The 25,798-nt window shown below is 46.3% G+C and carries 28 protein-coding genes; 14 read left to right on the top strand and 14 right to left on the bottom strand.

Translation table 11 applies throughout. The features are described 5' to 3' along the window. From L4C42_RS11415 to L4C42_RS11405, 3 genes are all read right to left on the bottom strand, one after another. Window positions 1-216 (bottom strand): transposase domain-containing protein (locus tag L4C42_RS11415; RefSeq protein ID WP_429760568.1); only part of this gene is annotated, 216 nt, incomplete at its 3' end. A 110-nt stretch (window positions 217-326) separates the two neighbouring features. Beyond that, the gene (locus L4C42_RS11410; RefSeq protein WP_429760578.1) at window positions 327-1,247 is read right to left on the bottom strand and encodes a M14 family metallopeptidase; all 921 of its coding nucleotides are present in this window, start codon (window positions 1,245-1,247) and stop codon (window positions 327-329) included. A gap of 117 nt (window positions 1,248-1,364) precedes the next feature. Continuing rightward, window positions 1,365-1,703, bottom strand: coding sequence for a cytosolic protein (locus L4C42_RS11405; protein WP_112460168.1), 339 nt, complete (start codon window positions 1,701-1,703; stop codon window positions 1,365-1,367). 845 nt (window positions 1,704-2,548) lie between these two features. On the opposite strand from L4C42_RS11405, the gene L4C42_RS11400 reads away from it, so the two are divergent. Then, entirely contained in the window at window positions 2,549-2,863 is a 315-nt protein-coding gene (locus L4C42_RS11400) for a PTS sugar transporter subunit IIB (protein WP_429760566.1), read from the top strand. A 68-nt stretch (window positions 2,864-2,931) separates the two neighbouring features. On the opposite strand, the gene L4C42_RS11395 is transcribed toward L4C42_RS11400, so the two are convergent. The 3 genes from L4C42_RS11395 to pyrC form a co-directional block, all read right to left on the bottom strand. Then, window positions 2,932-3,369, bottom strand: a complete 438-nt coding sequence (locus L4C42_RS11395) for an acyl-CoA thioesterase (RefSeq protein ID WP_429760564.1) — start codon at window positions 3,367-3,369, stop codon at window positions 2,932-2,934. A 190-nt stretch (window positions 3,370-3,559) separates the two neighbouring features. Then, window positions 3,560-3,868 carry a DUF1289 domain-containing protein gene (locus L4C42_RS11390; RefSeq protein ID WP_429760576.1) on the bottom strand — a complete coding sequence of 103 codons (309 nt, stop codon included), beginning with the start codon at window positions 3,866-3,868 and terminating at the stop codon, window positions 3,560-3,562. Window positions 3,869-3,979: 111 nt separating this feature from the next. Beyond that, on the bottom strand, window positions 3,980-5,008 hold the full coding sequence (gene pyrC / locus L4C42_RS11385) for a dihydroorotase (protein WP_429760562.1): 1,029 nt from the start codon (window positions 5,006-5,008) through the stop codon (window positions 3,980-3,982). A gap of 197 nt (window positions 5,009-5,205) precedes the next feature. Between pyrC and L4C42_RS11380 the strand changes: the two genes are divergently transcribed. Next, window positions 5,206-7,026: an MOSC N-terminal beta barrel domain-containing protein gene (locus tag L4C42_RS11380; RefSeq protein WP_429760560.1), complete on the top strand. Its 1,821-nt coding sequence runs from the start codon at window positions 5,206-5,208 to the stop codon at window positions 7,024-7,026. Window positions 7,027-7,078: 52 nt separating this feature from the next. On the opposite strand, the gene L4C42_RS11375 is transcribed toward L4C42_RS11380, so the two are convergent. Then, entirely contained in the window at window positions 7,079-7,324 is a 246-nt protein-coding gene (locus tag L4C42_RS11375; RefSeq protein WP_112462432.1) for an HP1242/YdcH family protein, read from the bottom strand. Window positions 7,325-7,549: 225 nt separating this feature from the next. Continuing rightward, window positions 7,550-8,380 carry an NAD(+) synthase gene (gene nadE / locus L4C42_RS11370; RefSeq protein WP_429760558.1) on the bottom strand — a complete coding sequence of 277 codons (831 nt, stop codon included), beginning with the start codon at window positions 8,378-8,380 and terminating at the stop codon, window positions 7,550-7,552. Between the two features lie 117 nt (window positions 8,381-8,497). Here nadE and L4C42_RS11365 point away from each other — a divergent pair, with 117 nt between their 5' ends. Further along, window positions 8,498-9,010 carry a nicotinate-nicotinamide nucleotide adenylyltransferase gene (locus L4C42_RS11365; RefSeq protein ID WP_112479281.1) on the top strand — a complete coding sequence of 171 codons (513 nt, stop codon included), beginning with the start codon at window positions 8,498-8,500 and terminating at the stop codon, window positions 9,008-9,010. Window positions 9,011-9,041: 31 nt separating this feature from the next. Further along, window positions 9,042-9,536, top strand: a complete 495-nt coding sequence (locus tag L4C42_RS11360; RefSeq protein WP_429760556.1) for a hypothetical protein — start codon at window positions 9,042-9,044, stop codon at window positions 9,534-9,536. Between the two features lie 111 nt (window positions 9,537-9,647). Here the strand turns inward: L4C42_RS11360 and L4C42_RS11355 are convergent, their stop codons facing one another. Continuing rightward, window positions 9,648-10,250, bottom strand: a complete 603-nt coding sequence (locus L4C42_RS11355; RefSeq protein WP_429760554.1) for an AraC family transcriptional regulator — start codon at window positions 10,248-10,250, stop codon at window positions 9,648-9,650. 199 nt (window positions 10,251-10,449) lie between these two features. On the opposite strand from L4C42_RS11355, the gene L4C42_RS11350 reads away from it, so the two are divergent. Then, window positions 10,450-11,592, top strand: coding sequence for a 1-acyl-sn-glycerol-3-phosphate acyltransferase (locus tag L4C42_RS11350; RefSeq protein WP_429760552.1), 1,143 nt, complete (start codon window positions 10,450-10,452; stop codon window positions 11,590-11,592). An 86-nt stretch (window positions 11,593-11,678) separates the two neighbouring features. Here the strand turns inward: L4C42_RS11350 and L4C42_RS11345 are convergent, their stop codons facing one another. Continuing rightward, on the bottom strand, window positions 11,679-12,458 hold the full coding sequence (locus tag L4C42_RS11345) for a slipin family protein (RefSeq protein ID WP_429760550.1): 780 nt from the start codon (window positions 12,456-12,458) through the stop codon (window positions 11,679-11,681). A gap of 9 nt (window positions 12,459-12,467) precedes the next feature. Beyond that, entirely contained in the window at window positions 12,468-13,835 is a 1,368-nt protein-coding gene (locus L4C42_RS11340) for an NfeD family protein (RefSeq protein WP_429760548.1), read from the bottom strand. A gap of 155 nt (window positions 13,836-13,990) precedes the next feature. Between L4C42_RS11340 and L4C42_RS11335 the strand changes: the two genes are divergently transcribed. Together L4C42_RS11335 and L4C42_RS11330 are read left to right on the top strand one after the other, a co-directional pair. Further along, window positions 13,991-14,740: a hypothetical protein gene (locus L4C42_RS11335; RefSeq protein ID WP_429760546.1), complete on the top strand. Its 750-nt coding sequence runs from the start codon at window positions 13,991-13,993 to the stop codon at window positions 14,738-14,740. A 141-nt stretch (window positions 14,741-14,881) separates the two neighbouring features. Continuing rightward, window positions 14,882-15,046 carry a hypothetical protein gene (locus tag L4C42_RS11330; protein ID WP_429760544.1) on the top strand — a complete coding sequence of 55 codons (165 nt, stop codon included), beginning with the start codon at window positions 14,882-14,884 and terminating at the stop codon, window positions 15,044-15,046. A gap of 80 nt (window positions 15,047-15,126) precedes the next feature. Here the strand turns inward: L4C42_RS11330 and L4C42_RS11325 are convergent, their stop codons facing one another. Further along, a complete protein-coding gene (locus L4C42_RS11325) occupies window positions 15,127-15,552 on the bottom strand; it encodes a DUF6515 family protein (RefSeq protein WP_429760542.1) in 426 nt (141 codons plus the stop codon). Between the two features lie 114 nt (window positions 15,553-15,666). Continuing rightward, window positions 15,667-16,356, bottom strand: a complete 690-nt coding sequence (locus L4C42_RS11320) for a CatB-related O-acetyltransferase (RefSeq protein ID WP_429760540.1) — start codon at window positions 16,354-16,356, stop codon at window positions 15,667-15,669. A gap of 135 nt (window positions 16,357-16,491) precedes the next feature. Between L4C42_RS11320 and L4C42_RS11315 the strand changes: the two genes are divergently transcribed. Beyond that, window positions 16,492-17,337: a GNAT family N-acetyltransferase gene (locus L4C42_RS11315; protein ID WP_429760538.1), complete on the top strand. Its 846-nt coding sequence runs from the start codon at window positions 16,492-16,494 to the stop codon at window positions 17,335-17,337. 26 nt (window positions 17,338-17,363) lie between these two features. Here the strand turns inward: L4C42_RS11315 and L4C42_RS11310 are convergent, their stop codons facing one another. Next, entirely contained in the window at window positions 17,364-18,740 is a 1,377-nt protein-coding gene (locus L4C42_RS11310) for an MATE family efflux transporter (protein WP_429760536.1), read from the bottom strand. 371 nt (window positions 18,741-19,111) lie between these two features. On the opposite strand from L4C42_RS11310, the gene urtA reads away from it, so the two are divergent. From urtA to L4C42_RS11280, 6 genes are all read left to right on the top strand, one after another. Further along, window positions 19,112-20,401: an urea ABC transporter substrate-binding protein gene (gene urtA, locus L4C42_RS11305; RefSeq protein WP_429760534.1), complete on the top strand. Its 1,290-nt coding sequence runs from the start codon at window positions 19,112-19,114 to the stop codon at window positions 20,399-20,401. A gap of 106 nt (window positions 20,402-20,507) precedes the next feature. Then, window positions 20,508-22,133, top strand: coding sequence for an urea ABC transporter permease subunit UrtB (gene urtB, locus L4C42_RS11300; protein ID WP_353499611.1), 1,626 nt, complete (start codon window positions 20,508-20,510; stop codon window positions 22,131-22,133). Window positions 22,134-22,142: 9 nt separating this feature from the next. Continuing rightward, window positions 22,143-23,330, top strand: a complete 1,188-nt coding sequence (gene urtC / locus L4C42_RS11295; RefSeq protein WP_418642863.1) for an urea ABC transporter permease subunit UrtC — start codon at window positions 22,143-22,145, stop codon at window positions 23,328-23,330. Then, a complete protein-coding gene (gene urtD, locus L4C42_RS11290; protein WP_353499609.1) occupies window positions 23,327-24,178 on the top strand; it encodes an urea ABC transporter ATP-binding protein UrtD in 852 nt (283 codons plus the stop codon). The genes urtC and urtD overlap by 4 nt, the downstream gene beginning before the upstream one ends. Window position 24,179: 1 nt before the next feature. Beyond that, on the top strand, window positions 24,180-24,875 hold the full coding sequence (urtE, locus tag L4C42_RS11285) for an urea ABC transporter ATP-binding subunit UrtE (RefSeq protein WP_353499608.1): 696 nt from the start codon (window positions 24,180-24,182) through the stop codon (window positions 24,873-24,875). Then, the gene (locus L4C42_RS11280; protein ID WP_353499607.1) at window positions 24,872-25,771 is read left to right on the top strand and encodes an urease accessory protein UreD; all 900 of its coding nucleotides are present in this window, start codon (window positions 24,872-24,874) and stop codon (window positions 25,769-25,771) included. The genes urtE and L4C42_RS11280 overlap by 4 nt, the downstream gene beginning before the upstream one ends. Window positions 25,772-25,798: the final 27 nt, after the last annotated feature.

Raw genomic sequence — 25,798 nt, 5'->3', positions numbered from 1 at the left:
AACATCTTGAATGGAACGATTACGCTGAAGCCCTATACCTAATACTAACCACACGGCTTGTTCCGCTGGTAAGCGGCGCTTTCTGAGCGATACTCGTCCAGTTTGTTGAACTGCTTCTTCAACCCACTCTAAAGGAATATGTTTGTTAAAGACATCGATTGGACGTTCGTGGCAAAACTCTGCGGTAACTTGTAACTCTTTTGAAAACTCAGACATAAAAAATCGGCCGTAACTTGCGTTACGACCGATTATGTAGCTTCTATAGGATCGTTCAAGTAGCTAAACGATCGGCATTAAGCGCTAGGCTTGGGTTTTGGAGTATTGTGTTACATCGACGTTTGTAGGAAATCGAGTGCCCCCAAGACCGCGGCGACTTGAGCATCATTACATTCTTGTTCAGTCACCTTCGGGCTATCTGGGTACACTTCCGTAGTGGTTGAGTACTCACAATCCGTCATTCCCGTGCAAAGGCTAAGCTTTTTCAATGGATAGTTGATGACGCCATGCTGCACCACTTCAGAGCCGATGATTTTGCCGTTGTTATCCGGCGGCGCAATGTGAGTCACTTTTTCAACAAAGCTAATCACATGTTTTTGAAATGCCTCTGCTGGCTTTTCAGTGTTACCTACGAGATAAAAACCGTCTGGTACATTGTCTTCAATGTATTCAAGGCCATCACGTGCAGCAAGAGCAGGGCGGAACTCACTCTCATCGGTATCCGTCGTTTCATGCAGATCAATGTGAGCCCAAATACCGGTGCCTAGCGACGCCACAAACGCCATGAGATTTGCCGACTCTTCCGCTGGAGAATCTGGATAGAACGAGCGGTTTGGATCTACTGCGTTTGGATTCCAACGGTTAATGGTTTCATAACCCCAAGGGCTAACACAAGGAGCGATAACGATATTGAATGCATCTTGGTAATCGTGAAGGTTGTTCTTAGCAAACTGAAGCGCGCCATGGACACCGGACGTCTCATAACCATGTACGCCCCCCGTCACTAGGATAGTTGGCTTTGTTGCATCCCAAGCGCGTGTTTTTAAAGCAAACAGCGGGAAGCGAGCTTCGTCGTAAGAAAGCGCGCCGTATTGCACCACGTCTAAGCTCTCACGCAGTGCGTCGATTTTAGGAAGGACATCTTCACTATAAAGACGCTTTACCGACGTGCTTTCACGCCACTGTTGGACTTCGCTATCTGTCCATTTTTTCCCAGGAGTACCGATAGGGTATAGAAAGCTATTTTGCATGGTTTCCATTCTCAACATCTAATGTGCGAGAAAGCATAGCGGTGAAGCACCTCAGTGGCAATCGAAGAGAAGTGAAGATTGTGACAAAATTAACTTCCAGAACGCGTTGAAGTTTTATCAATCTAGACGAGTAATAAAGGTTTTCTCGTCATCCACAAACGCCACAAAGCCGCCGTGATAGATAAACACTCGACCACGCCCTTCCACCAAACACGCAAGCTGTGGGTTCAAATCTTCTTCGTTGTTTGGTCTCTGAAACGTACCGGTATCCGTCACTACGCCGTCGAGTGAGGGTAGATACCCATAGGTGCGCTTAGCTTGATCAATCAGGCTCAATTCGCTGGTGGTAGAGAAGCAAGAAGGGATAGTACCGGCATCTTCGATGAACATGGTTTTGAATTCTTCAAAGGCGGTAATCACCAGCCAGTCGATGTCGTTTACACGATGGATAAACATAGAGTGTCTCTGTAATTCTGATGAGGGGGATGTTATCACTAAGTGGGGGGAGCTTAGTAGGGTCATAGGTACTAAAGCGGGAAATTACGCTGCTCTTCGGAAGGTTCATAAGTTAAGTTGAAATGCTCGTGTGTCTAGAGCCTGAACCGTCGGTAGGCTCTAACTTGAAAGTGCGTTGTTTGTTTCGAATCATCAAAAAAATATCGTCATCCCCTTGAAAAAGGGGGTCTCATTCAGCGCGTAGCGAAGCTGATTGAAGTGACTTAGTCCAATATTTTCAGTTACCTACACGCGGTAGGAGATCCTCACTTCCGAGGATGACGGTTACATGGGGCATGTCAAAAACGAACAGACGTAGACTATTTATGTCCATAGGTATGTTATCGGGACTAACGTTAACTTGCCTTTGCCCCTTTTGGTGTTTCAAACCATCCGAAAAATTACCGTCATCCCTTGAAAAAGGGGATCTTATTCAGCGCGTAGCGAAGTTGATTTACGTGACTTAGTCGTTTATTTTCAGTTACCTACACGTGGCAGGAGATCCTCAATTTCGTGTGGATGACGGCTATATGGGCATGTTGAAAACGAACGGGCGTAGACTGTTTTTTGTCCAAAAACTAGCTACAAACCGTGTCGGCAACAACCTTCTAGGGAATAAAAATCACCGATAACCAATTTTTAATTCTAGGTGTGCGCGTTAAGTAGATTCCGCATCGAGTGCGGAATGACGACAAATTCGTCTAATGTGCTGCTAATGTCCATAGACGAGCTGGGATTGGTTTCTTGATAGCTAAACACCTAAGACTGGTATAATTTAGAGCCGTTAACCATCCGAGCTACTGACGATGCTTCAAACTATTAAGCGAATACTAAAAGCACTAACCCAAGTTAACCCCCACTTTGAACAAGATGTCGACACAGTCATGAAGGCCATTGGCGGGATTAACAATCTAGTCGAAACCGGTGCGTGTGCGACGAGACTCCGACTGACTCTGGAAGATACATCCATTGTCGATAAAAAGGCACTGAAGAATCATGGAGCGCATGGTGTGGTGATACTTGATGAGCACCACATTCAGATTATCTACGGAGTAAAAGCAAATACCTACTCCCAAGAGATGGAAGAAAGACGCGTTAAACATACCTCCAACAGCCAATGAGCCTTGTTACTTCGGATGAATATGTTTCGCTATGTCGAAATACAAACGGCGTCTTTTTAACTTAATATTTAGCCCGCACACTCATTTCGCGTCTGTTCAATCGCCTTCATTAGTTTCTCAGAAATCAGCCCTTTCTTATTGGTATTGAAGTCAAACATTACTATGGTTGCGGTGCCCGTCGTTGTAACTTTACCAAGCTTGTGACTGACAATGCTGTACTCCATGGTGAACCTGTCTTCTTTGACATCGGTAATGCGAGAGCCTACAAGTAGGGTATCTGGATAAGTGACAGGCAGTTTGTAGCGGCAGTAGGTGTCCCCGAGTACTGGGCCAACATTGGTGACGGCCATATCTTCCATCAAACTGATGTGGCGGAAATAGTCGAGGCGAGCGGTTTCAAAATAGCGGAAATAGACCGCGTTGTTGACATGATTTAGGGCGTCCATTTCCCCCCAAGCGACGGGGATTTCTGTGATGACCGGAAAACCTTCAAGCAATGTTTTCATTTGTTATTATCCTTTTTGTATTGGGCTTTTACTCTATTTAATCTTTAACATGTTTGCAACAACCTAAGAAGGGTACATCAATTAAGTACACGGATACGGTTTGATATCAGCGCAAAGGCGTTGAAAATGTCTGAGGGCACGGCAGGCTGGATTGACTTTAATCGTGTGGTGCTCGATGGATCTTGAGTGGTTATTTCAGCGGTAACTCACTCAAACACTTACGACACAAACAGGTCGCGGATTTTTGCAAACTTGAGGTGTCACGTTTCTCTATCTCGAAACACCAGCAAGATGATTTTCCAGCTGAGATATCACAATAGGCGGGCTCACCACACTGCTGGCATTGGTGCGTGGATTGCTCCCCAGAGAGTTGTTCTACCTTGTCTTGGCGTTGCTCGTTATCCATAAAACGCCATTCAGAAAGTTCATCCATGGTTCGATGGCATCCGCTGCAGATCCCACCATCGTTTTTACAGGCGGCGCGGCAGGGCGTGACGATAACAACTTCTTGGGACATGAACAGCAATCTCAGTTGGGCTTGAAAAAATAAGGCTCCCATTATTCATTAGGGAGCCTTACATATCCAGTGCTAGTGCGCGTTTTTTAACGCTTATTTAACTTTCCAGCTTACTGTTTCGCCGCCACGGATTGGCACAACAATGTCGCTACCAAATGGCATGGTTTCTGGCACGTTCCACTCTGCTTTTTCAAGCGTGATAGTGTCTGTGTTACGAGGTAGACCGTAGAAGTCTGGGCCATTATGGCTTGCGAAACCTTCTAAGTTCTCTAGCTTACCTTCTTGTTCAAAGACTTCTGTGTAAAGCTCAACCGCAGCGTGTGCTGTGTATGAACCCGCACAACCACAAGCGGCTTCTTTCTTACCTTTTGCGTGTGGCGCAGAGTCTGTACCTAGGAAGAACTTCTTGCTGCCACTCGTTGCTGCCTCGATAAGCGCTTGCTGGTGGGTACCGCGTTTAAGAATTGGTAGGCAATAGAAGTGTGGCTTGATGCCGCCAACCAACATGTGGTTGCGGTTGTATAGAAGGTGGTGAGCCGTGATGGTTGCAGCTACGTTGTCGTTAGCGTTTTTAACAAAGTTTGCCGCATCAGCGGTCGTGATGTGTTCTAGAACAATCTTAAGGTTCGGGAAGTCATTCACGATAGGAGCGAGAACTGTGTCTAGGAACTCTTTCTCTCGGTCAAAGATATCGACGTCGTGAGTGGTCACCTCGCCGTGAACAAGCAGTAGCATGCCTACTTCTTCCATCGCTTCTAACACGTGGTAGATGTTTTTAGCAGACGTTACGCCAGAATCGGAGTTTGTGGTTGCACCCGCTGGGTACAGTTTTGCTGCCACAACTGCGCCAGATTCTTTCGCTTTGCGGATTTCGTCTGGTGTGGTGTTGTCAGTTAAGTACAGCGCCATTAGAGGTTCAAACTGCTCAGAAGGCTGCTCAGCCATAATGCGCGCTTTGTATGCTAGCGCCATTTCTGTGTCTGTGACAGGTGGGATGGTGTTTGGCATGATCAGTGCGCGACCGTTGTAGCGGCTGATATCGCGAACAGTATCTTTAAGAACGTCGCCGTCACGAAGGTGTACGTGCCAGTCGTCAGGACGAGTAATAGTCAATGTAGTCATTTGGGCTCCCACCAAGTTAGATTCTTCTTGAAACGGAGCCTAAACGGTGGCGAAAAATGTGAATGCAATCGCTTACGTTTAGGCGACAGGATGATAGAGGAAAACGAGTAAGATTTCACTATGTTTCTGGGACTAAGGGAAAAAAGACGTTACCATTGAACTCAAAATAAGGAAGACAACAATAAAAGGGCTTAGTCGTGTCAAAATCTCCTCTGCTTTCCCAAATCAATATCTATCCCGTTAAATCCGTTGGCGGTATTTCTCTTTCTTCTTCTTGGGTCGAAAAGCAAGGCTTATGCTTTGATCGTCGATTTATGGTCGCGCTTTCCGATGGTGCTATGGTCACCGCTCGTAAATACCCAAACATGGTAAAAGTGTCATCGAGCCTATTGCCGACAGGGATCATTTTCACTTACCCAGGCATGGCGCCGCTAAAACTTGAATACAGTAGTTTTAAGTTACAACAGACGCCAGCGACGGTTTGGAAAGACAACTTTGCTGCTTACACCACAACGGACGAAGCGGATGATTGGTTTAGCCAGGTGCTCGACCAGCGCGTTGAGCTGCTGTTTACGGGCGAGCAATCGAATCGCGTGCGCGAAAAGTTGGGACACAATGTGAGTTTTGCCGATGGTTATCCGCTGCTTATTATTAGTCAGGGTTCTTTAGATGAACTTAACCGCCGCAGTAGCGAAACGCATTCAATGGAGCAGTTTCGAACTAACTTAGTGGTCGGTTCGGATGAACCATTTATTGAAGACTCATGGAAGCGCATCAAAATCGGTGAAGTTGAGTTCGAAGCAGTAAAGCCCTGCGAGCGCTGTATTTTGACGACAGTTGATGTGGAGAAAGGGAAGTTCCGCGAGAGTAAAGAGCCGCTGAATACCTTCTCGCGCTTCCGTGCAAATGAAAGAGGTGGCGTTTTCTTTGGCCAGAACTTGGTCGCCAAAAATGAAGGCATGATCCGCACTGGTGATGAAATTGAAGTTCTTGAATACAAAGAGAAAGAAGTTTATGACGATCTGGACGCTCAGAAACAAGAGTTTGTTTGTGTTGAGCGCGAACGCGTTGCTCGTAACTTTGAAACCTTTTGGCTAGAGCCTCAAAAAGGCGCAATGCCTGATTACAAAGCTGGGCAACACCTTCCAATTGAGCTTAATCTTGATGGTCAAGTTGTAAAGCGCCTATACACTTTATCATCGAGCCCATCTCGTCCGGGGCGTTTGGCTATCTCAGTCAAACGTATCGATGGTGGCAGTGTGTCTAACTGGCTATTTGAACACTTCCAAGTGGGTGATACTCTGATTGCAGATAAACCCAATGGCAGCTTCCATATGGCGAATGCAGACCACGAGCCATTGCTACTCCTCTCTGCAGGTAGTGGTGTGACACCTATGATGTCGATGCTTCGTGATTTGTCAGACAGAGATGCCGTTAACAATGTGGTGTTCTTTCATCAATGTTCAACCTTTGATGATATTCCGTTTGCCGAGGAGCTCAAGTCGCTAGAAGCGAAGCACGAGAATTTCACCGTGATGCTGTCTTTGACTCAATCCAATGATGATTGGCAAGGCTTAAAAGGGCGCTTTAGTTTATCCCACCTAAAACAAATTCCAGATCTCACAGCAAGGCAGGTGTTTGTGTGCGGCCCTGATGGCTTCATGCAAAAGGCTAAAAACCTGATGCTGAAGAAGGGGTTAGCGGAGGATCATTATCATCAAGAAGCCTTTGGTGTAGCGACGGCGACGGAAGACAGCGTTAAGGCAGTTCAAATCAGTATCGATGGCAACGTATTTGAAGGTGATAACCAGAAAACACTACTGGAACAAGCTGAAGATGCAGGATTATCGATTACGCATACTTGTCGCGCAGGCTTTTGCGGCGCATGCAAGGTGACGGTGGAATCAGGCTTGGTTCATCAACCCGATGTACCTGCTATTCAAGAATCAGAAATTGCGGAAGGTAAGGTGTTAGCGTGTTGCTCAGTGCCGAGAACGGATGTGGAGATAGTTAGTTAACGGATGATTGTGGGTGCCAGTGTCCAACTGGCACCGGCTTTGATTTACATGCTTATTTTGAAGCACTCACTATACGTTGATGCAACGAGTCTTTTAAAACGGCTCTATCATGTTTTAGTTGATGCATCTCGGTATCTTCGATAGGTGAACCGTTGAGTTCCAACACACGAATTTCTTTATCCAGAGCATTGTAGTTTTTAGTATCTGCAGCAAAGCCTTGATCGCTTTGTGTCAGCGCTAAAATGGTATCTTGATGTTCTGGAAATTCCTTAAGAAGAGAGTGATCTTCGCCTAACATAGCAACCCCTTTTTATTCGATGAACAATAGTTTTAGCTTGGGCATGTGCACAAGTGGGTTGATGCGCGCGAAGGCGTGTTATCACCTGTGCTCTTATAACAATGGCACAAGTTAGGAGTGATTAAAAGTTGACCGGTGGCAAGATTTGATTTCAGCGAAGTAAATCACAAGCTAGAAAAAAGCCAGCAATTTTTTTGCTGGCTTTTGGTATTTGTAAGAAGCGGATTAGTCGTAGATTGTCGGGATCGCTTCACGTTTGTGTTGTGTTGCTTTGTAAATAGCAACCAACTTGTCTGAAACGTCTTGAGAAACTGGCTTGCCCTCTAAGAAGTCATCAATCTGATCGTACGTTAGGTTTAGCGCATCTTCATCGGCTTTTTGTGGATCGAGCTCTTCAAGATCCGCGGTTGGTGTTTTCTTAACAAGTAACGCTGGCGCACCAAGGGTGGCTGCTACTTCACGAACTTGACGTTTGCTAAGACCAAATAGCGGTGCCAAATCACATGCACCATCACCAAACTTAGTGTAGAAACCAGTGATGTTTTCTGCTGAATGGTCAGTACCAAGCACTAAACCACCCACGTAACCAGCGATTTCGTACTGAGCGACCATGCGTGCACGCGCTTTTACGTTACCTTTAACAAAATCGACTTTCGCCGCGTCTGTTGGTAGCAGGCCGGTGCCTTCTAGCGCAACGTGTGATGCAGCATGAAGACCATCCACACCAGCTTTGATGTTAACGGATACAGAGTGGGTTGGCTCGATGAAAGATAGCGCTAGCTGTGCTTCGTCTTCGTCTTTTTGTTCACCGTAAGGTAGGCGCACTGCGATGAATTGGTAGTCGTTGCTGTCGCTCGCTTGGTTAAGCTCGTTAACTGCCAATTGTGCCAAACGGCCACAAGTTGTTGAGTCCACACCCCCACTGATACCGAGAACGATGGATTTGCATCCAGACTGCTGCAATTTACTCTTAATAAATGCAACACGGCGTTCAATTTCAAATTGTGGGTCGATAGACGGAAGCACGCGCATCTCGTCTCGAATAAGTTGTTCCATGTGGGATCCCTTTTCCTGCAAGCAAAAATGATTTCTTGTATGATACCTACGAACATCGCTGAAAAAAAGTTACAGTGGTGGCCAATCTATGCATAGATACGATTTATTGAGATACATATGACAAAAATAGCGATATTTGGCAGCGCCTTTAACCCACCGAGCCTTGGCCATAAGAGCGTGATTCAATCACTGAGCCATTTTGACAAGGTACTGCTAGTGCCGAGTATCTCTCACGCTTGGGGCAAAAGTATGTTGGATTACAGCATTCGCTGCCAACTGGTTGATATGTTTATAGACGATCTAGCCCAGAGTAATGTCGAGCGCTCAGATATCGAAGAGCATCTATACCAACCCAATAGCTCAGTGACCACATTTGCAGTGCTAGAAGCCCTTGAACAGCGTTACCCAGATGCCGAGCTGACTTTTGTGCTGGGGCCTGACAACCTATTTAGCTTCGAAAAATTTTATAACGCTCAGCAAATCGTTGAACGTTGGTCATTACTAGCCTGTCCCGAGAAAGTGAAAGTTCGCTCTACTACTATCCGTTACAGTTTGTCCCAAGGTTTGAATGTAGATCACTTAACAACAGTAAGTGTCGCTAAACATTTGGTCGCCCATAAGCTATATTGACCATATAACTAAAATGGATAATTTATAAAAAATGAAAGCAACATGGATTTGTATTGCTTTAGCAGTGGCCGTCAGTAGCCCTCTTGCGTATGCATTTTGTGAGAGTAATTCGAGTAAGTCTGTCGTTATTAAAGCGACGGAGGAAGAGTCTTTTTGCTCGCTAATCACCAAGCCGTTTAGCTACATCGGCAACCAAGTTGTGACACTTGGTGGTCTTATTGAACCTGAAACCCCAACCAACTCTTTGCAAGACTCCTACTGGGATCAATGGTTGTTAACTCAAGAATCTGAACCTGTGTTAACCGGAAACATCGACAATAGCTTTGTTGGTATTGGTCTCTGGGCACCCGATGAAATTGCTCGTCATAAAGATGAAATGTCGATGCAAGAGTGGTTAATGGCGCAGGGACTGCACTTTGGTGTTGGATTTGGCGAAAAAGGCAAAGAGCCTAGATTGCGTCTTGATTATCGTTGGCACCAGGATTACCAAGGCGACATGATGATGCAAGTTGAAGTGCCATTTTAGAGCGTTTGGGTCACTTTCACTCATTAAATAGAGCTAAGCAGAATAATAACAAAGCGAGCCTTGGCTCGCTTTGTTGCATGTGGGGAGAACATTTACCCGAAAGGGTGTCACTTAAAGTTCAGTACCCAGCAGGTTTTGGGTAAGCTGCTGGAACTGTGCTTGATTACCAGCGAACAACTGCTCACAAATCGCCTCTGGTTTTTTACCAGACAGTTTAAGCTTGCGAGCTTCACGAACAAGAAGCACTAATGCCAATTCACCAGATACGGTATTTGAACCCGGTGTCCAGCGCGAGATGTTTTCACTGGTGCTGTCTAGAGTGAGTGCAGGTGACATCGCAGCAACTTCATGGCGTAGGACTTGCAGCAGATCGTTTTTAATCACGTCACTTGATGCGGTGGTGAGTCTATCTAGAATCGCACTCGTTAGTGGTGTGGTTTTGATATGGCCGGCTTTTCCCGGAAACTTATCGCGCAAACGAATTGAAAACTTCACCGTACTAAGCTTGGTATGCGGTAGTATTGTCAAGCTTGTTAGGCAGTCAAACGGCAGCCAAAAGAGTTCGCCTGCTTGGTATAGATATTCGTTTTTACCCAGTCTGACTATCACTTGACCTTCCTCGACACGAATTAGCTGGTTATGCAGCGTTTTTTTACGTGCGGTGATGGTGACAAAGTCGTAACTGTTTGATTGAAAGTCGATTGCGTGATTCATGGTGGTCTTAAGCTGTGGATCTGCGCGTAGGTTACCCCCTGAAGGGGGGAATGCCAACTAAAGATCACACTTTTATGGGGTTGTTAGTGAACAAGATGCTAAAACTGTGGTCTGACCTTAACAAAAATAGACGTAATAGGGCTGCGGTCTTTAGTCACAGGGCGTAGAATATGGCAGCTTTTAATTTGATGTAACAAACATGACAACACAGACAGATCCGTATATTGACATTCGTCCTTACAATGATGACGAAATCCCAGCCGCGATTGATCGACTGATCAACGACGCTGAATTTATTGATGCTATTTTGCAGCACCGTTTTTCTAATCATGCGCCTTGGTTTAAAGCGCTGATGAGCCCATTGGTTAAAGTGTACCTAAAATTCAAGTGGGCTAAGCTTGATAGCGTAGAAGCGATCCAGCTAGAAGTGAAAAAGTATCTAGAGCAAACACTAAACGCAACAACACAAGGTGTGACTTATCAAGGTCTTGATAAGCTAGATAAAAATACCTCTTACCTATTTGTGTCGAATCACCGTGATATCGCGATGGATCCGGCGCTTGTTAACTACGGCCTACACCAAAACAACCACAGAACCGTGCGTATTGCTATTGGTGATAACTTACTTAAAAAGCCCTGTGCGACTGAGCTTATGCGCCTCAACAAGAGCTTTATCGTTAAGCGCTCGCTTAAAGGCCCACGTGAGATGATGAGAGCTTTGGGCACGTTGTCTTCGTACATTAAGCACTCACTGGATACTGGAAACTCAATCTGGATTGCTCAGAAAGAAGGTCGTGCAAAAGATGGCAACGATTTCACTGACCCTGCGATTCTTAAGATGTTCCATGTTGAAGGTCGCAAGCAAAAAGTGGCATTCGCAGAGTACATTCGTTCGTTAAAAATTGTCCCAGTGTCGGTCTCTTACGAAAACGACCCTTGTGATATTGCTAAAGCAAAAGAACTTTATGAAAAAGCGACGCATGGCAACTATCAAAAAGGTGAGTTTGAAGATATCGAAAGCATCGTGCAAGGCATTGTTGGCCGCAAAGACCGCGTAAACGTGGTGTTTGGTGATGTGATTGAGCAAGACTTTGAAACGCCAGACGCATTGGCGCAAGAGATCGACCGCCAAATCCATGCAAACTACACTTTGTTCCCAATTAACAAGTTGGCTGCTGGTTTGGAAGATGACACCATTACTGAAGCAACGCGCACAACGCTAAAAGAGAAGTTTGATGTGTTGCCAGAGGGCGCACACCAATATTTGCTGGATAGCTATGCCAACCCGGTGAAGAACATTTTGCTAGATAAAGCAGAGATGCCAGAAGCCACAGAAGCGTAAAAACGTTTCGAACACTATTTAGAGCATTGAAAATCCCCCCCTTGGACTTCTCCAAGGGGGGGATTTTTTTATGCGGTGTACTGAGCTCAGCTATCGCCAGGCTTGTCTTTTTGGATTGCTTGAGCGATGTCTGATACCGCTTCCGCTAAGTTGATTGGTAGTGGAAATACAATAGTGGAGGTCTTGTCATTGGTTATTTCGGTGAGTGTTTGCATGTACCTAAGTTGCAGTGCGTTCGGAGCTTGATTTAGGATCTCAGCAGCCTCTTTCAATTTATTCGATGCCTCGAGCTCACCAGTTGCATGAATGATTTTCGCTCGGCGGTTACGTTCGGCTTCTGCTTGCCTTGCTAAGGCTCTGACCATGCTTTCGTTTAGGTCGACATGTTTCACTTCAACAGTCGCGATTTTTATGCCCCAGTCATCGGTTTGCTGATCGAGTATGGCTTGCAGATCTTTGTTAAGACGTTCTCTTTCTGACAACAGTTCATCCAGTTCATGTTGACCTAGCACAGAGCGTAGGGTCGTTTGTGATAGTTGGCTAGTGGCATCGCTGTAACTTTCGATGTTGTTGATCGCCATTTGCGGATCAACGACGCGGAAATAGACTACGGCATTGACGCGCACTGATACATTGTCGCGGGTAATTAAGTCTTGCGTCGGCACATCAAGAACCACCGTTCTTAAATCGACACGCACCATTTGCTGAATAAAGGGAATCAAGATAATCAGGCCAGGCCCTTTTACCTCTTGAAATCGACCAAGAAAGAACACTACGCCACGCTCATATTCGCGCAGTACTTTGAAAATTTGTGTCGCCAGTGCAATCAATAAAACGGCAATGACTCCAAATGTGTAACTTAACATACGCGCCTCCTAATTGTGTGGGCGGTGATGGGATGTGATTTTAAGCTTTAGTCCTTGAATATCGACGATTGTGACTTTGTCTCCGCGCAAAGGATTGGCGCTGTCATCGGTTGTTGCGCTCCAAAGTGCACCATTTAATTGAACTCGCCCATGCCCATCGACAAAGTCATCGCTGACGACTGCGACCTTACCTGGAAAAGTTTCTGTACCCGTGGTGATGTGCTTGCGACGAATGCGAAGCAACAAACCCACGACCAGGAGAATGAGCGCCAATGAAAATATGCCTATACCGATGATGAGTGGAAGCGCTACCTGAAAATTGGGCAGCTCACTATCCATAAGAAAAATCGAGCCCAGCACGAAGGCAACGAGCCCACCAAGCCCTAGGATGCCGAAGCTTGGGCTAAATGCTTCCGCCACCATGAGTGCGATTCCAAGCAACAAAAGAGCAAGTCCTGCGTAATTCACAGGCATCATTTGCAGTGCGTACATGGCAAGCAACAAGCAAATACCACCAAGCACGCCAGGAAGTCCAATACCAGGGTTATAGAACTCAAGAAGAAGACCATAGATACCAATCAGCATTAAGATATAGGCGACGTTGGGATTAGTGATAACGGCCAGCATCTCTGCGCGCCAATCAGGTATGCGTTCAACAAAAATGGGAACTTCAATTGACGGTGTCACATTTTGGTTGGCGACAGTGATGGTTTTCCCATTGATGGCGTTGATCAACTCTTCAGGGGAATTGACCAAGTAATCAATGACATTGAGTTCTAACGCGTCAGTGGCATCGAGACTGGCAGCTTCGGTTACCGCTTTTTGAGCCCACTCAGCATTTCGACCATGGAGCCTAGCAAGACCTTTAATATAGGCTTTCGCATCATTAATGACCTTTTTCTCTGATGCGGTTTTAGCGGGAACTTGCTGTGAGTTGTTATCGTCGTTGACAGGTTCTTTATCATCACCTTCTCCTGCCGGAGATGTTGGTGACTTACTCCCTCCCAAAGCAACGGGAGTGGCGGCGCCAAGGTTGGTGCCTTCGGCCATCGCAGCAATATGGCTGGCGAGCAAAATATACGTGCCAGCACTGGCTGCACGTGACCCAGCAGGTCCAACCCAAGTCGCGATAGGGATATTGGAAGCAGTAATGGCGTGGACAATATCTCGCATGGCACTGTCCAAACCGCCTGGGGTGTCCATTTTCAGGATAATAAGACTTACACCCTGCGTATGAGCCAGTTCTATTTCACGTGATAGATAGTCACTGTTTGCCGGTCCAATCGCCCCGTTGACAGGTAAAATCCAAACGGTGTTTGCTAGCGCCTGACCAGCAAACAGGGTTAGTGTGATAAGTAGAAGCCACAAACGTTTCATACCATCCTCCTATTCAAGGATTTGATGCGCTTGTTGTCTTTAAAGTATAGGCGATTTCCCTCTGATAATGGCTACAACTACATAGTCCGTCTAGACTCAAGCATGATGTAAATAGAAACCATCAAAATCAGCAACCTTCATGCATAGGAGCGGCTATGATCTACCCAGAACCACTGCCTCATGGCGAACTGCATCACATCATCAATGACATCTATATGGTGACAGGCTCGGTGGAGATGAAAGCGCCTCATCCTAAATATGGTCCGTTCAAAATGACGTTTAGTCGCAATATGATGGTGATTAAGCAGGGTGGTGAGCTGATTTTGGTGAACTCTGTGCGATTGAACGAAAAAGGTATCGCACAACTAGATGAACTTGGTGATGTCACTCATGTGGTGCGTCTAGCTGCATTCCATGGTTTTGATGACCCCTTTTACAAAGAGACGTTTAAAGCCACGCTTTGGTCTGTAGAGGCTCCGTATGTACGTGGCTTCGCTAAGTCTTCTAAGGAAGAATATTACCGAGCAGATCGGATATTAAAGCCTGGCAGTGAACTTCCGATTAAAGGTGCTTCTTATCATGAGTTTGCAACCAGTCATCCTAAAGAAGGCTTGATATTGCTGGAGCGAGAAGGCGGCATATTGCTGGCGGGAGACAGCATGCAGAACTGGCCTAAGCCTGATAAGTACTTTAACTGGTTTGCCAAAATCATGATGAAGCGAATGGGTTTTATTGCGCCGAGCAATTTTGGTCCAGGTTGGCTAGATCTTGCGAAACCCGAAAAAGATGAGTTGATGGAGAAAGCAAGACTTGATTACAGCGTGCTATTGCCTGCACATGGCAACCCTATTATGGCAAATGCGCAGCAAGGATTTATAAAAGCTGCTGAGCAAGCCTATTCTTAGACACTGCATTTGGATAAATAAAACTAATCCGAAACCAATATAAAATTTCGTAACTAACTTACTGAAAATATTTGACCTTGCTCACAAAATGAGTAGAATTCGTGCTGTCTTTTGAAATGTTATTACACAAGGGTGAGAACAATGAACTCAGCACTTCTATCAACATTGGACACTGAAAAATCAAACAAAGTAGAGAGCGCATCTAAGTCGTCTACGTCTACTGCGGCTGAAATTGCAACTATCGTTGCAATGTACCTTGCTACTTCAGCTGTGATTTTGTTACTAAGCCTAACTTGGGTGATGTAACCAGCTTTTCAAGGATTTGAAAGGAGCGATACTCGCTAAAGCAGCACATGTGAGTATCGCCTAAACCGCTTCTAACTTTTCTACGGTTCTACCACCACATATTTGCCATTTCCGATGGACAAGAACCAATTCCCTCTCGATACAAAGTACTGTTGGCCACGTTTATTGACTGCCGTTGCCCCTTCGGGAAGCTGTCTAATCACTTTACCCGGTCGATAGCGACGCTTTGGCGGCTTTTCGACAAACACATATTTCTCTTTTCTCTGCTCGTAATAATGTCCATCGATGAGCGCGTATGTTACGCCTGCGATGGCCAATAAAATGGCATCTTTAGGTAGGCGGTGTTTTGGATAGTGATGAACGACATGCACTTCTTTCTTTTTATGTTTGTGTTTATGTTCTTTCCAAGGTTTGTCGATAAACTTGTGCCAAGGGTCTGCAAAGGCAGGGCTGGTTCCAAGCACGGTGCAGATAACGAGTGTGGAAAACAAAGATTTGTAAGTCATAAATGGCTCAATTGAAAACTTTGAGCCATTGTTCCGTTTCGTGGGTGTTTGTGGGTTAGTACTTTGTCATGAACGAGTCGTGATTTGATGGGGGCTAAATGGGTTGCTCTGTAACTATTTGTGGGGTGAATTACTTAACTTGCCACCTGTGAGCGCATCGCTACTTTGGTAAAACTCAAACAGGGCATTGATATCAGGACTGCACATGATATCCATAGCCACTTTCAACGATGCTAGAGGCCAATCCCACCATTTCATTTGTGAAAGCTTATGGATTTCTTGATCGGTAAAGCGCTTTTTAATGACGGTATTATGACCGACCACCACAGTGTAAGGCGCGACGTCTTTGGTGATCACCGAACGTGCACCAATAATCGCTCCGTCGCCAATTGTTACCCCGGGCATTATCATCGCTTCAGAACCAATCCAGACATCGTTGCCGATAACAGTGTCTCCGGAGGGCAGAAAGCCATCTTGAACTTTGTCGCCAAAGGTCTCACTCGAAAAAGGAAACGTCGAGATCCAGTCTATTCGGTGCCCTTGGTTGCCAGCCATCATAAAGGTCGCCCCTGATGCGATAGAGCAAAACTTACCAATGTAGAGCTTATCGATATTTGGATAGAGACCGCTTTCCCATACTTCTCGAGTCGGTGGATCGCCAAGCAGATAGCGCACGGCACACTCTTCGAAGTTTTTTCCGTGATAAAAACCTGAATAGTAGGAGTGATCGCCGACCTGAATATTAGGGTTAGTGATTGTATCTTTTATGACTTGGCCTTGAAGCCAATTGGGAAAAGGATTCATGTTGTTGCTTCTTTTTGGTAGTGACTCACAAAAACTAGCATGAGAACAGTGCAAGCCCAAATCTAATCTTGTTTATCGGTTTTTAGGCCACTAGTTTACTAGCAAACGGTGTTGAAGAATATGTAGGGAAAGTTTATGAAAGGATTTCGTATTAGAACCATGACGTTAGATGAAGTTTCCGTCGCGGTTGAGTGGGCAGCGCAAGAGGGATGGAACCCTGGATTAAACGATGCACAGCACTATCACTCTGCGGATCCCAACGGTTTTTGGGTTGGGGAACTTGATGGGGAGCCCATTGGTTGCATCTCGGTTGTAAAGTATGACGCGACCTTTGGTTTTTTGGGTTTTTACATCGTCAAACCTAAGTATCGTGGACAGGGCTACGGCATCCAAATATGGAATCAAGGAATGGCTTATTTAGAGGGCTGCAATGTCGCTTTGGATGGTGTTGTGGATCAACAAGAAAACTACAAGCGATCCGGATTTGTGTTGTCTCATCGAAATATTCGTTATGAGGGGCGCAGTGCCCAGCTTACTTTTGATAGTAACGCGATAGTCAAAGCAACCAGTGTCGACTTTTATCAGGTTGAAGATTATCTAAATGGTTTCTTCCCAGTGGCTAGAAGGGAATTTAACCATGCTTGGTTTAGTCAAATGCAGTGTACGTCTCTGGTCTATGTGAAAGAGGGTAAGGTGCTTGGTGCTGGGGTGATCAGAGATTGTCATACGGGCTATAAAATCGCACCACTGTTTGCAGATAGTGAACATATTGCCAATGAGCTGTATGCAGCGTTGGTCTCTAGTGTAGAGGCTGGGAAACCTGTCTTTTTAGATGTGCCAGAAGTGAACGAGCCTGCCGTTACCCTGGCAAGCTCGCATAATATGACGCCTTGTTTCGAAACCGCACGAATGTACACCAAACAACCACCGGCACTTTCCTTAGAGAGAACTTACGGTGTGACGTCATTTGAAATTGGCTAGCAGCTTCGACTTAAAACGGCGCTCGGTTAGGCTGCCGAGCGCTCTGTGTTTTCTGTTAAATTGTTCACCCATTTATCACTGTAGACTCGCCATGCCGCTGGCAGCACCTTAATAATTTCTTCCGATGTCATCAAAAGCAGTACAGTAGTAAAAGGCAATTCAAACACGATAGCACCCATAGCAGTTACAGGAACTGCCCACATCCATTGGCAAACAAAGTCCATGTTCATACAAAATTTACTGTCCCCACCACTTCTCAGTACACCAACGATTAAAGTGATGTTGATGGTTCGTAACATGATGCTTAGCGCCATAACAGGGAAGCTCATAATCATGAGCTCAGTGACGTCATCAGATAACGCGCCATAGAGAGATAAAAGGGCACTTTGCGCGACTAATAAAATGCCCCCAAGTAACGCTCCCACAATAAAGGCTGATTGAAGCGCCCATCTGGCATATTGTGTACTGTGCTTAAATTGATTCGCGCCCAAGCTGTTGCCAATAATGATGCCGGTGGCATTAGATAAGCCGAGACCTAAGGCAAGACCAACGGATTCAAGTGGCGTGATTACCGCCAACGTTGCGAGTTCGGTTTGTCCCATACGACCAAGAATAATGTTGAATGTGAAGATCCCTGCGCACCAAATCACTGTACCGACCATGATTGGATATGTGATGGTGACAAATTTACTCACCATGTTGCGCTCACAGGCCTCAACCACGTTTTGCCAGCGCAGTGCCAACACAGGAAAGTAGCGATAAATGATAACCAGGACCACGATTAGACGTATTGAACGTGCGATAACGCTGCCGATCCCTGCTCCAATGAGTCCCATAGCGGGCAAACCTAAGTGGCCGAAGATCAGAATGTAATTCAAAGCCACATTGAGGGCGACTTCTAATATCGACACGTATAGGTTTGTGCGGGTCTGTCCTATTGAGCGCAGCGCAGTGTCGGCAGCGATACCAAACCCAGATAGACACACGGCAATACCAAGCAATTGCACGTAGTCACTGGCGAGTGCCAATACGGTCTCACTTGGGTTAAATAAGCTCGGTAGTAATGTTGGAGTGAAAACGCACATCGCGAAACAGAAAAACGCGAGACCTTGAGTGACGCCTGTCCCCAGCGCAAGATAGCGCTTCAGGCCTTGTTCATCGTTAGCCCCCCAGTATTGGGCTAACAAGATTCCCATACCGGAGCCCAGTCCCCAAACCAAGACAATAGAAACCCAAAATATTCTAGCGCCAATGCCCGCCGCCGCGACTTCCTCTGTACCTAATTGACTGATCATTAAACTGTCGACAAAACCTAAACTGCTCATCAACAAGCTTTGCAGTGCAATTGGAATCCCTAGTAGTAGGACATTTTTAACAAAGTAGCGATACGACGGTGGCTCCATAGCGTTCTCCCTGGTTGCTTAATTTTCAAGCTACTGATTTTGATCACAATATGCAACGAATTACTCTTTATATAGTGAGAGTTACCTCGCATAACTTCCGGTGTCTTGCGCTCATAAGAGTGCCAAGTTATTAACTCGATTGCATTAAATTGGTGCTTATGCGAGTGATTTCTCTAATCTGGTGAAATTTAAACTGTAATTGCACCAATATGCAGCGCACCAAATTGAACTAACCGTATCCAAATTGTGCACAAAAAATAAAACTAGAATATTTTCATAACGTTATGTCGCTATTAACAATGTTGTCCAAATTGGCACTCTTCTTGAAGTAATAGATTTGAATAACTATTCATAACAAGGAGATATCCAACATGAACATGACGTTCAAATTAAAGCTTGCAGCGATGGGTGCGTCACTGGCTTTTGCATCAGGCATGGCTGTGGCTGAAGAAGAAACGATCAAAGTCGGCGTTCTACACTCACTGTCAGGTACGATGGCAATCAGTGAGACGACACTGAAAGACACCATTTTGATGTTGGTGGAAGAGCAAAATAAGAAAGGCGGCCTATTGGGCAAAAAGCTTGAAGCTGTTGTGGTAGACCCTGCGTCAAACTGGCCTCTATTTGCCGAGAAAGCACGTGAGCTGATTGAGAAGGAGAAGGTTGATGTGGTATTCGGTGGTTGGACGTCCGTATCTCGCAAATCGATGCTTCCTGTGTTTGAAGAGTTAAACAGTATTCTTTTCTACCCAGTGCAGTATGAGGGTGAAGAGTCATCGAAGAATGTGTTTTACACCGGCGCTGCGCCAAACCAACAAGCAGTTCCTGCGGTTGACTACCTAACGGATGAATTGGAAGTAGAACGTTGGGTGTTAGCTGGTACGGATTACGTTTATCCGCGCACGACCAACAAGATCTTAGAGTCTTACCTGAAATCGAAAGGGGTGAGCGAATCAGACATCATGATTAGCTACACGCCGTTTGGTCATTCTGACTGGCAGTCGATTGTTTCTGACATCAAGAAATTTGGTTCTGAAGGCAAGAAAACTGCCGTTGTATCAACCATCAACGGTGACGCAAACGTACCATTTTACAAAGAGCTAGGAGCACAAGGCGTCTCATCTGAAGACATCCCTGTTGTGGCATTCTCGGTTGGTGAAGAAGAACTATCAGGTATGGATACTTCCGCGTTGGTGGGTCACTTAGCGGCATGGAACTATTTCATGAGCGTGGATACTGATGCGAATGAAGAGTTCGTTGAAACGTGGCAGAAGTTCATTGCAAGCGAAAAACGTGTCACCAACGATCCGATGGAAGCACACTACATTGGCTTCAATATGTGGACACAAGCGGTGACGAACGCAGGTACGACAGATGCTGAAAAAGTACAGGACGCATTGATCGGCGTGTCGGTACCAAACCTATCAGGTGGCTACTCAACCATGCTACCAAACCACCACATCACAAAACCGGTTCTAATCGGTGAAATCCAAGATGACGGTCAGTTTGACGTTGTTTGGGAAACCACTGGTCTAGTAGCAGGTGACGCATGGTCTAACTACCTACCCGAATCAGCGAAGCTTTACTCTAGCTGGGCGAAGCCATTCTCATGTGGCGCATTCAACGTAGAGACAGGCAAGTGTTCAGGTAGCGCGCAATAAATCCTCGATATTCGGTACCTCTCCCGTTCCTTCCTTAAAGGGCTGAGGTACCTTTTTATTTCGCTGGAGTTCACGTCAGGCTCTGGCAGCCAAAAGGACGCATTTCATGAGAACCATAATTCACATATTGAAAGTCGTGGTGTTCTTTGTTTTGAGTACGCACTTCGCGTTGGCTAGCGTAAGTGACAGGGAGACGTTTGCCCAAGCACTCATCGGAAAAAACAACCCTCTAAAAGAGTCAGCAATGACTTGGATTGTTGAGAATGAATCTTCAGCAGTCGCAAAATCGGTATTAACCGCTTGGCTTGAAGGTGACCTCTATTATGTCAAAGACAAAAAGAGTGAGCAGTTTCAGGCTTTGTACATTTCAGACAACATCAAAAAGTCTCCCACTGCAAAAAGCGCTTGGGATGATACGACGTTGGCCATCGAATCCTCTCGTCAGTTTAAGAAAGTTCGAGTAAACAACAAATTACGCGGCATGATTCGCCTAGAAATCGCATCGCTTGGTTTGTCGAACTCCGAACCTTCGATTCGGTTAAGTGCGGTAACCGCCTTTTTAGGCAAAACGGATGACGCCGTTATGGCGAAGCTGAAGCAAAGAAAGGAGATTGAGCACGATGCTGATGTGCTCAACATTCTTAACTTGGCACTGGCGATTGACCAATCGCTAACAGGGGACACGAACACAGACAAAATCACTGCGATAGAAACCCTATCTGGTTACAAACAATCGGTTGTCTTGCAGACCTTGAACCAGGTTATCGACAAAGAAAAAGACGAGCTTGTCGTTGCTGCGGCCGAGCGTGCGCTTGATAGCTATCAGCAGAGTCAGAAGTTCTACTCAGGTGTCGAAACCGTCTTTTTTGGTTTGAGTCTAGGTTCAGTATTAGTACTGGCAGGCATCGGTCTTGCCATTACCTTTGGTGTGATGGGCGTTATCAACATGGCTCATGGCGAGCTTATTATGATTGGCGCGTACACCACGTATGTGATGCAGCAGCTTATGCCAAACAGTATCGGTATGGCGCTTATCCTTTCAATTCCGATGGCGTTTGTTGTCTCTGGTTTGGTCGGTATTGCGATAGAGCGCAGTGTTATCCGTCACCTCTATGGCCGACCTTTAGAAACCTTACTGGCAACATTTGGTATCAGCTTGATCTTGCAGCAAGCGGTTCGTTCTATTTTCTCTCCTCTTAACCGTTCTGTGAGCACGCCAGACTGGATGTCTGGTGCTTTGAATATCAACCCAATGTTGTCTCTGACTTATAACCGCTTATACATCATTCTGTTCTGCATCATGGTGTTTGTGGGCTTGGTGATGGTGTTAAAGAAAACACCGCTCGGCCTTCAGGTTCGCGCAGTGTCTCAAAACAGAGCAATGGCACGAGCGATGGGTATTCGCTCAGAGCGAGTCGATGCCATGACGTTTGGACTGGGCTCGGGTGTTGCGGGTGTCGCCGGTGTGGCGTTATCTCAGCTTACCAACGTAGGGCCTAACATGGGACAAGCCTACATCATAGACTCCTTCATGGTGGTGGTGTTTGGTGGTGTTGGAAATCTATGGGGAACCTTAGTTGCGGGACTGAGCCTTGGCCTATTTAACAAGATCCTTGAACCATGGGCAGGTGCCGTTCTTGCCAAGATCTTGGTATTGGTATTCATCATCTTGTTCATTCAAAAACGCCCTCGTGGACTCTTCCCACAACGTGGTCGTGCGGCAGAAGGTTAAGGAAAACATATGCAATCAACAATTCAATCTTCTGGACAGCCGACAGGCTCTGCGTCTAAGTCGTTTGTACTCGCGGCAATGCGTGGTGATAAAGGTGGACAGCTGACAATCTTAGCTATCTTAGCCGCCGTTATTTTTATTCCGCTAGCGAACACACTATTGCCATCGGGTCATCCGCTTCACGTTGAGACGTTTACTATTTCACTGATGGGCAAGTATCTGAGCTATGCCATGCTGGCTTTGGCGGTCGATTTGGTTTGGGGTTATCTCGGGATCCTCAGTTTAGGGCATGGCGCCTTCTTTGCGCTTGGTGGTTATGCCATGGGGATGTACTTGATGCGCCAGATTGGCGATAGGGGAGTGTATGGCAACCCGATATTGCCTGACTTTATGGTGTTCCTAAATTGGCAAGAACTTCCTTGGTTTTGGCACGGTTTTGACCAGTTTTGGTTTGCTTGCCTGATGGTTGTGCTTGTGCCCGGGGCATTGGCGTACGTGTTCGGTTATCTGGCGTTTCGTTCTCGCGTTTCTGGGGTTTATCTCTCCATTATGACTCAGGCTCTGACCTATGCTTTGATGTTGGCGTTTTTCCGCAATGAAATGGGTTTTGGCGGCAATAATGGCCTGACCGATTTCAAAGATATCCTAGGGTTTAGTCTGCAGCAGGATTCCACCAAAATTGCTCTGTTCGTGGTAACGGGGATTGCACTCGTTGTCAGCTACATTGTTTGCCGAACAGTGATCGGTAGTCGCCTTGGGCGCGTTTCTATGGCAATCCGCGATACGGAGTCGAGAACGCGCTTCATGGGGTATGACGTCGATGGCATCAAGCTATGGATATTCGTCCTATCAGCGGTCATCGCTGGTATCGCGGGTGCGCTTTATGTTCCTCAAGTTGGCATCATCAACCCAGGTGAATTTGCTCCACTCAACTCTATTGAAATAGTCGTGTGGGTGGCGCTTGGTGGTCGAGCCACTTTGTTTGGAGCCATTGTCGGTGCGCTGGTTATCAACTACGCCAAGAGCTGGTTTACAGTTGAGTTTCCTGAAGTGTGGCTCTTTGCCCTCGGGGGGCTGTTCGTTTTGTCGACCATGTACTTCCCGAAAGGTTTGATTGGTTTTATTTCAGACAAAATAGCTTTAATGAAGAAGCGATCTACGCCCGCTCAGGAGTCTGACAAGGAGGTAACAGTATGACGACGTTACACAGAGCCCAGCAGTTCAAAACCTCGGTACAAGAGATCACCAAACGCGATGAAGTGTTCTCATTTTTAAAGCCTGAGCAACACCCGCTTGTCGACACTCGCCACAATATTCTTTTGTATGTAGAAGGTGTGAACAAGAGCTTTGATGGCTTTAAAGCGATTAATGACTTAAACCTCTATATCAAGGAAGGGGAACTGCGCTGCATCATTGGGCCTAATGGCGCAGGCAAAACCACTATGATGGACATCATTACCGGAAAAACCAAACCCGACACGGGCGAGGTTTGGCTCGGTTCAAACATCAACTTGCTTAAGATGAATGAATCTGACATTGCCAACGCAGGGGTTGGCCGCAAGTTTCAAAAACCGACTGTGATTGAATGTCTGACGGTTTGGCAGAACTTAGAGCTTGCCATGTCGGGCGTTCGTGGTGTGTGGGGAACTTACACCGCTTCTCTGTCTGGTGAGCAGCAAGACAAGTTGGAATCGGTACTTGAGCTTATCCACTTAAAAGACAACGCCACTCTAAATGCAGGGAACCTTTCTCACGGACAAAAGCAGTGGCTTGAGATCGGCATGCTACTGATGCAAAACCCCAAGCTATTACTGGTCGATGAGCCGGTGGCAGGGATGACGCACCAAGAAATGGACAGAACTTCAGAGCTGCTTAACTCGCTCGCCGGTAAACATTCAGTGGTGGTGGTTGAGCACGACATGGACTTTGTTCGTTCTATCGCAAGCCATGTGACGGTGCTACACCAAGGTCATGTACTGGCTGAGGGAACCATGGATCAGGTTCAGTCTCATCCGGAAGTTAAACAGGTTTATCTAGGGGAATAGCATGTTACAGATTCAATCACTTAATCAGTTTTATGGTGAAAGCCACACCTTGTGGGATCTTGATATGTCGATTCCTGAAGGTAAATGTACCGTGCTTATGGGACGTAATGGTGTCGGTAAAACCACACTACTTCAGTGCATTATGGGGTTGGTAAAAGTCAAGAGTGGCGAGATTCAGCTCCATGGTGAGTCCTTGTTGAAGCACGATGCTGAGTCACGCCCACGAATGGGCATCGGCTATGTGCCTCAAGGCAGGCAGATTTTCCCAATGCTAACGGTGCAGGAGAATCTAGAAGTGGGTCTTCCGATTCGTGATAAGGGCGACCGTAAGATCCCAGAGTTTATTTTCGACCTGTTCCCTGTACTAAAAGAGATGCTTCATCGCCGTGGCGGTGATTTATCGGGTGGTCAGCAGCAGCAATTGGCGATTGGCCGTGCGCTGGTGGTGAACCCGAAACTGTTGATTCTCGATGAGCCAACCGAAGGCATTCAGCCAAACATTGTTCAGGAAATAGGTGACATCATTCGAATGCTCAATGAGAAGCTGGGTCTGACGGTGTTATTGGTGGAGCAGAAACTTCCCTTTGCGAGAAAAGTGGGCGATCAATTCTGCATTCTCGACCGAGGTCGCCAAGTCGCTGAAGGGGAAATGTCGGCACTGAATGATGGATTAATTAAGGAGTATTTGACGGTATGACGGCAGCTGCACAAACACATGTTGAGCCGCATCTAGGCCTTGGACAGGTTATTGATGCACAAACCGAGTTTGGCTGGAAAGCGACACTCGATCTTGGTTTTGTTAACCGAGGTGACAAAACAGTGCTTAAGCACCGTTCACAAAAAGGGCCGCTCGCCATTCAGCGGCCGCTCTATCCCGAGGGGAGTCCATGTCATACCTATCTACTCCATCCACCGGGTGGCGTGGTTGGCGGTGATACATTACAGATCAAGGCGATAGCAGAGCGTGGAGCGCAGGTGCTTATTACGACGCCCGGTGCCACCAAGTTCTATCGCTCAGAGACCAAGTACGCCAAACAGCGTCAGATCCTTAAGGTTGAGAAGGACTCTCGGCTTGAATGGCTGCCTCAAGAAAACATCTTTTTCCCGGATGCTCATGTACGTATGGATACCGAGGTGCATTTAGAAACCGGTGCACAATTTTTGGGCTGGGAGATGCACTGTTTTGGTCGTCCTGCACTAAATGAGGGATTTAGCTCTGGGCATTTGGTAGGGAAAACAGAGATTTACCTTGATGGAAAGCGACTTTTGACAGAAGGGTTGAATGTTAGAGGGCAAGATAACCTTCTGAAAAATAAAGGACTACTTGGCTACCAAATGATGGGAACCTTGTATATTTCAATTGATGACGATGATTTTTGCCAGTTGGTACAGAGCTTGCTCATTAACATGCAGCAAGACAACAAAAAAGGTGCAGTGGTTATCGCTGCGAGCCAGTTAGAAAATTTGCTTGTAATTCGTGCGTTAGGTAACTGGAGCGAAGTGATCTTAGATTGCTTCCAACAAGTTTGGCAGGCGGCGAGAGAGCATTGGACCGGCGAATGTCCTTACCCACCTAGGATTTGGGCAACCTGAACTAACAAATAGAATTGACAATAAGGC

It is taken from the genome of Vibrio wakamikoensis (genome assembly GCF_050337275.1).
Lineage (GTDB): Bacteria > Pseudomonadota > Gammaproteobacteria > Enterobacterales > Vibrionaceae > Vibrio > Vibrio chaetopteri.
Note: the sequence above shows the minus strand (reverse complement) of the source record. Positions and strands in the feature narration are given on the sequence as shown.